We start from the raw sequence: 6,062 nt of genomic DNA on the forward strand, positions 1-6,062 counted from the left end.
AGCTCCATGGCGTGCTTGAGTCCGTCCAAAACCATCTCCATCACCTTCTCGGGTTTTTCGGTGAAGTCGATGGAGTAGGCCGGCATGACATCGATGGTCGGCGCCGCTTGGAAAAAGGCGCGGAAGAAATTTTTGCCGTTTTGGAGGGACTCGAGCAGGGGCTCGATGTTCGCGGTTTCGGGCGGCGTGGTCGTCGTCCCCAGACGGTACAAATGCGAAAGGTCGAATTGGCGCGGGGTCCACTCGGTGGCGCCCTCGATCCACACCCGGCGGTCGCTCGAACGGCGCACCCAGTTGCGGGGCTGCAGGTGGATCAGGTTTTTCACCTTCAGCGCCCGGTAATCATAGATCGACGACGGCGTGTCCGAGGCCGCACTGAACCCCAGCTCGCGAACGGGCCGATTCTTATCCTTGATGAAATCGCCGTGGGCGATGAGCTCGAGGTACCCCAAAGTCTTGGATGTGAGCGATTGCTCGGATTTCCAAGAATCGAAGCCCGGGATCAGGGTCGTCAGCTGGCGCGCGGAGTGTTCACGGTAAATCACTTCGGTGATGCCCTTGAAGCCGAGTTCGCGAAGACGCTGGATCAAACGGATGCTCGCGCTTTGGTGGCCGTGTCCGGGGGCGACCGCCACTTCCACCCGCACGCGATCGAGGCTTTCGAGGTCACGACGGATCTCTTGCAGGGCGAGGTCGTTCTCGGCCGCGTCCAGCGTGAGCGCGCCGGTCGAGATCCGCTCGACGACGGGATTTGTCGGCGGCATGCCTTGCGCGTTGACAGCCCGGGGCCCCACGAGCGCCAGGGCCGAGATGAAAAGGATTATGTTGAGCGCGAGGACCAGTTTGTTCACGGGACCTTGAAAGAGCAAGGGACGCACCCATATTAGAGCCGAAGGTTTGTCTCAATGTGAGACGGACCGGCCTTTGGGCGGTCGGATTCGTTAAGTCGAAAGGCGGGGTCTCCGATAGAGGATGAGCATCAAAAGATTTTGAGATTATCGCAGCATCGATCTCAGCATGTGGAGGCAGAATGAAAATCACCGAAGTGAAAGTCTTCCCGGTGAATGAGGAAAGACTGAAGGCCTATGTGTCGATCACGTTCGACGAAGCCTTCGTCGTACGGGACTTGAAGGTCATCCAGGGAACAACGGGCCTGTTCGTGGCCATGCCCTCGAAGAAACGCAAAGACGGACAGTTCCGCGACATCGCCCATCCCTTGAACCAAGAGACCCGCAACATGATCGAAGACGCGGTCTTCGCGGCCTTCGAAGCGGAACTCAAAGCCATGGGCGCCTCACTCCAGAACCTGAAACGCCAAAAAGCTCCGGACAGCGGCGACGATTATTAGGTCGTCGCGTGGTCGCACTTCCGATTCGGAAGTGCGGGTTTTCCCATGCTTAGGGAACCAGCATTCCCTTGTCTTCCCGCCTTAAACCCCAGCAATCTCTGCATTGACGCCACGCTTCGTCACGGGCGTGCTTCAGGAACGCTTGCTTCCCGTAGGACTTTTATTTAGTTTTCGGACTGCGTTCTGCACAGTTGGGGTGTCGCCAAGTTGGTAAGGCATCAGATTTTGATTCTGACATTCGCAGGTTCGAGTCCTGCCTCCCCATCCAATTTTCCGCTCTCACAATTTTGGTTTGATCTCGGTGCTTCGCACTTCGCTTTGCGTTTATTTTGGCGCGAGGTTTTGTGCGGAAAATTTCTGTTTATTTCCTCGGCTTACGCCGTCGGGACGTATCGGCTTCGCCGATCCGCCGGCCCTTCGGGGCTGGCTTCGGCGTAAATCACGCCCCCTCCGCCCCCCAACCCCAGGAACTCAATCGTATCCAGCAGCTCGTCGACGCGGGGCCGGTCGATCACGATGACCTGGCCAGATCAAGATCCGCGCCAGAACCTTTTCGTCCATAGCGAAGCGATTCCCTCTCAAAGAAGTGATTTCAGAGAAGCGACTTCTTCACTTCGAACCAGTCACGGTCCAACTGCTCGCGGTCCTCGGGATGGGCGATCCCGATCAAAGCCTTCGCCCGCTCGCCCAGGGATTTGCCAAACAGGTTCACGACACCATACTCGGTCGCCACAAAGTGAACGTGAGCCCGTGTCGTGACGACGCCCGCCCCACGTTTCAATTGCGCCACCAAACGTGAAGCGCCTTTCGGACTGCGTGCGCTCATGGCGAAGATGGGCTTCCCGCCTTCAGACAAAGCCGCCGCGCGGATGAAGTCCATCTGCCCGCCCACACCGGAAATCACCTTCGAGCCCACCGAGTCCGCACACACCTGCCCGGTCAAGTCGATCTCGACGGCCGAATTGACCGCCGTCACCTTCGGGTTCCGCATGATATTGATCGGATAGTTGATGTAGGTCGTCTCGAGATTGATGGTCGACATATTGTCGTCGATGAAATCATACAGCGCGCGCGAACCGATCACGAAGGCCGAGGTCGTCACCCCCGGATGAAAGGCCTTGCGCGAGTTGTTGATCACACCCTTCTTCAAAAGCGACAAAGCCCCGTCGGACCACATCTCGGTGTGCAGCCCCAGATCCTTGTGACCGGTCAGGTTTTCGGCGACCGCATTGGGAATGGCGCCGATACCCAGTTGCAAGGTCGCGCCGTCTTCAACCAACGAGGCGACCTCGCGACCGATCCGAAGTTCAATATCGCTCAAAGGCTTGCGCGCAGATTCATGCAGCGGGGCCTCGTATTCCACCGCGAAGTCGATGTCGTCCACATGCACGAAGCCGTTCCCGTGGACACGGGGCATCTGGGGATTGATCTGCGCGATCACGATCTTCGCGCACTCGACCGCAGCCCTTGCGATATCGACACTGACCCCGAGCGAGACATAGCCGTGCGCATCCGGCGGCGAGACCTGAATCAACGCCACGTCGATCTTCTTCAAACCCCGCCGAAACAAGAGCGGGATCTCGGAGAGAAAACACGGCAGATAGTCGATATGCTCGTAATCGAGTTTTCCGCGTAGGTTCTTGCCGGTGAACAGGCTGGTGATGCGGAAGCGGTCGCGGTACTTCGGATCGGCGTAGAAGCACTCGCCCTCGGTGTGGATGTGGATCATCTCGATGTCGCGCAAATGCTCACTGTTCAACGTGAACACCCGAAGCATCTCGACCGGCGTTGCCGCCGCTCCGTGCACGAACACCGTCGATCCCGATGGAATCGCCTTCAACGCCTCTTCAAACGTGCCACAGACCTTCAAATTGCCCCCTCCACCTAAAGATCTCATCAGAGCACAATCGGATTCATAAACGCAAAGCATGGGGCGCCCGGACGATGCCCGCAAACGCGCAACATCCCCTGAAATCATTATATGTGCATGTCATAAGCCCATGGGATTTTGCTATAACCTGAACATCCGTTTTTCGAAGGAGTTCCGATGTCGCACTTCCCGTGCCTCCTGCCCCTGAGCCTTATTTCGCTCGCGCTCCTCTCGGGCTGCTCACGTCCCATGACTCCTTCCCCCCAGCTGGAAACTTCGTCGGGTTTCAGCATCATCGGCGGTGAATCCGTCCCGCCGGACTCTCCCCTTCAGGCCCATGTCGCATCGATCGTGATGTTTCGTGACGAAGACCCGAATTGGCTGAACGTCTGCACCGGCACTTTCTTGACCCCCGAGATCCTTTTGACCGCCGCCCACTGCGTTCCGGAGGCGGGCCGCAATGACCTTCTGCGAGTCTATCGGTCCGTCGACATCTGGAAAGACAGTGTCAGCCTGAAAGTCATGGGGTTCATTCAGCATAAGGGCTATGATCCGCAGAAGTCCTACCTGAATGACCTCGCCGTCGTCCGCCTTGAAGCTCCGCAAGACGGGGTCAAAACGGTCGACTATCAACGGAGTGTTCCCTCGATGCCTCTGACCTGGAAATTCCTTGCGGTGGGCTATGGCCGAACTTCGGGCCGCACTTCTGAGATCGACCCTTCCGGCGGAGCCGGTGTCCTGAGGTCCGTCGAACTCGCGGCCGATTTCTACGAGCCTTCAATTTTCTACTTCAAGGCGCAGATTTCGAATAAGCAAGGCGTCTGTACCGGCGACTCGGGTGGTCCGGCGCTCTACAGCAACGTGGAATACGACCGGGATTGGATCCAGTCCGCCGTGACCGAGCCGCAAAATAGATCGGTACGCTGAAGCATGGACGACCATCCCGCCTTACCGAAAAAGAAGCACCCCGCCCCCGGCATCACGCTGGAAATGATGGTGACCGCTGTTTCACCCACGAGCCCAGCATCAAATCGAGTTTGAAGTTCCTGAGGCGGACGCCCTGGGCCCGCGACAAGGTCGAGCAGCTTTACCGCTGGCGCGCGGACACCGGCTGGGATCCGCGCGACAACGCGAAATAAACGCCAAGACGTTATCCCCGTCTCACTCTGAGGCGTCATCTGCGACCCTTGTCAGTCCCAAGTCCCGCGCGCATCGGCGATCCTAAGATCACAAACAAGGGGGACCGATGAAACTCAAACTGATCTTGGTCATCGCGACGGGATTTCTGCTTGCCGCCTGCTCCGTACCGGAAAACACCACGCCGCAGGCCTCTTCGCTCTCGAAAGGCAATGAGTACTCGGGTCTCGGGATCAACAACCCCGAATTGAGCAGCCGCGAACCGCTGGGCGGGAGCACGGCGGTGACCGGAGCGGAAGGGTCGAATCAACTGACGGGTCTCGATCTGCAAATCAAGAACGCCTACGACCAATACCTGCCGAACTGCTACAACAACAGTCGCGCCCAGGCCTGGAAGAACTTCCTGAACACCGGCGGGACGATGGAGAACTTCGTCGCGACTCTGCAGATCGTGTCCACCGCGACGACCTGCTCGGCGGATGGTCAAGAAAGCATCACCGATCCGCACTACATCCGCGGTTACTACGATTTCTACCTTCCCGGATGCTACAACTCGACCCGCCATGCGGCTTGGCAGGAGTTCTTCGACCGCGGCGGCACCGACAACGACTTCCGCATCACGCTCCAACGCGTGTCCGTGTCGTCACCCCGGCCCGACTGCCTTCGCTGATCGGCCGCGATAAGAAAAAATCGTCAACAACTCGAGATCTGGATTCGCGAGTTGTGCTCGGGTCGAAGTACCGACTAGGATTTGATCGTGGTCCAAGTTTCGATTTTTCTGCATATCCTCATCATCGCCTGCGGCGTGATGCTGGCGGCTTTCGCATGGCCCTATCGGCGTAAGCCCGAAGCGACTTGGCTGATTATTTTGTCAGCGGCGATGGTGATGACCTCGTACTTTTGCCTGGGCGTTTATACGAGTGACGCGAAAGAGGACATGGTCTTCTTCTCACGTCTCCGCTATTTCGGTTTCGCCTGGATGTCGGTCAGCGCTCTGATGTTCGTCAGCGGAGCTTTCGGAGGCTGGGACCGGTTGCGGCGCGGACCGCTCTTGTACGTCGCTTTGATCATTCCGATCATCACCTCCGTGATCTCGCTGAATCCTTACTGGCAACACCTGATGCAAGAAGAGTTCGAGATCGTCATGATCGACGGTCACCAGCTTCTGAAGTTCACGACGGGCGCGTGGTTTCCGATTCACATGACCTACGCCCTCGTGATGAATCTTCTGATCGGCGTCTACAGTCTTTGGCGGCTGCGCGATCTGACCCCTTTGCAACGCCCCCAAATCCTGTTGATCATGTCCAGCGGACTGCTCGGCATGGCCGTCGACATGTATTGCGTGATCACCAACAGCCCCATGCGCTGGGCCATGGTTTCGGGCGGCACCTATCTGCTGGGCCTCTTTTCGGTGCTGTACTCGGTTTTGAAGTACGGTCTTTTAAACATTTCGCCGATCGCGAAGGACATCATCTTCCAACAAAGCCCCGATCCGGTTTTGATCCTGAACGATCGCGAACTCTTGCAAGACTACAACGAGTCCGCGCAGAGGGTCTTTCACCTGAGCCCGGCGGACTGCGACCGGCCCTGGTCGACGCTCAAGTCCCGCCTCTTCCTTGACGACCCCGGAAACAAAGAGTGGGAACTTCGGCGTCATCATCCCGATGAGCCACCGCGTTTTTTCAGTGTGGGCATCCAAAGCCTGGG

General features: G+C 57.9%; 8 protein-coding genes and 1 tRNA gene. 6 read left to right on the forward strand and 3 right to left on the reverse strand.

Features of this window, described 5'->3' with window-relative positions; translation table 11 throughout:
* Positions 1–851 (reverse strand): hypothetical protein (locus KF767_19155; protein MBX3020012.1); only part of this gene is annotated, 851 nt, incomplete at its 3' end.
* A gap of 179 nt (positions 852–1,030) precedes the next feature.
* Here KF767_19155 and spoVG point away from each other — a divergent pair.
* Together spoVG and KF767_19165 are read left to right on the forward strand one after the other, a co-directional pair.
* The gene (spoVG, locus tag KF767_19160; protein ID MBX3020013.1) at positions 1,031–1,348 is read left to right on the forward strand and encodes a septation regulator SpoVG; all 318 of its coding nucleotides are present in this window, start codon (positions 1,031–1,033) and stop codon (positions 1,346–1,348) included.
* A 192-nt stretch (positions 1,349–1,540) separates the two neighbouring features.
* Positions 1,541–1,616, forward strand: a tRNA-Gln gene (locus KF767_19165).
* A 106-nt stretch (positions 1,617–1,722) separates the two neighbouring features.
* On the opposite strand, the gene KF767_19170 is transcribed toward KF767_19165, so the two are convergent.
* Both KF767_19170 and KF767_19175 read right to left on the reverse strand, forming a co-directional pair.
* On the reverse strand, positions 1,723–1,863 hold the full coding sequence (locus KF767_19170; protein MBX3020014.1) for a hypothetical protein: 141 nt from the start codon (positions 1,861–1,863) through the stop codon (positions 1,723–1,725).
* A 77-nt stretch (positions 1,864–1,940) separates the two neighbouring features.
* Positions 1,941–3,218 carry an acetyl-CoA hydrolase/transferase family protein gene (locus KF767_19175; GenBank protein ID MBX3020015.1) on the reverse strand — a complete coding sequence of 426 codons (1,278 nt, stop codon included), beginning with the start codon at positions 3,216–3,218 and terminating at the stop codon, positions 1,941–1,943.
* 177 nt (positions 3,219–3,395) lie between these two features.
* Here KF767_19175 and KF767_19180 point away from each other — a divergent pair, with 177 nt between their 5' ends.
* From KF767_19180 to KF767_19195, 4 genes are all read left to right on the forward strand, one after another.
* Complete coding sequence (locus tag KF767_19180) at positions 3,396–4,145, forward strand: trypsin-like serine protease (protein ID MBX3020016.1); 750 nt, start codon at positions 3,396–3,398, stop codon at positions 4,143–4,145.
* A complete protein-coding gene (locus KF767_19185) occupies positions 4,133–4,357 on the forward strand; it encodes a VF530 family DNA-binding protein (GenBank protein ID MBX3020017.1) in 225 nt (74 codons plus the stop codon). The genes KF767_19180 and KF767_19185 overlap by 13 nt, the downstream gene beginning before the upstream one ends.
* A 107-nt stretch (positions 4,358–4,464) precedes the next feature.
* The gene (locus tag KF767_19190) at positions 4,465–5,025 is read left to right on the forward strand and encodes a hypothetical protein (GenBank protein ID MBX3020018.1); all 561 of its coding nucleotides are present in this window, start codon (positions 4,465–4,467) and stop codon (positions 5,023–5,025) included.
* Between the two features lie 87 nt (positions 5,026–5,112).
* Positions 5,113–6,062, forward strand: a 950-nt coding sequence (locus KF767_19195; GenBank protein MBX3020019.1) for a hypothetical protein, incomplete at its 3' end; no start/stop codon positions are given.

This window comes from Pseudobdellovibrionaceae bacterium (assembly GCA_019637875.1).
GTDB lineage: Bacteria > Bdellovibrionota > Bdellovibrionia > Bdellovibrionales > Bdellovibrionaceae > JAHBUW01.

Bases quoted from the DNA above. Each gene is read 5' to 3' on its own strand.
- spoVG (MBX3020013.1), top strand. From the start codon at position 1,031: ATGAAAATCACCGAAGTGAAAGTCTTCCCGGTGAATGAGGAAAGACTG.
- KF767_19180 (MBX3020016.1), top strand. From the start codon at position 3,396: ATGTCGCACTTCCCGTGCCTCCTGCCCCTGAGCCTTATTTCGCTCGCG.
- KF767_19190 (MBX3020018.1), top strand. From the start codon at position 4,465: ATGAAACTCAAACTGATCTTGGTCATCGCGACGGGATTTCTGCTTGCC.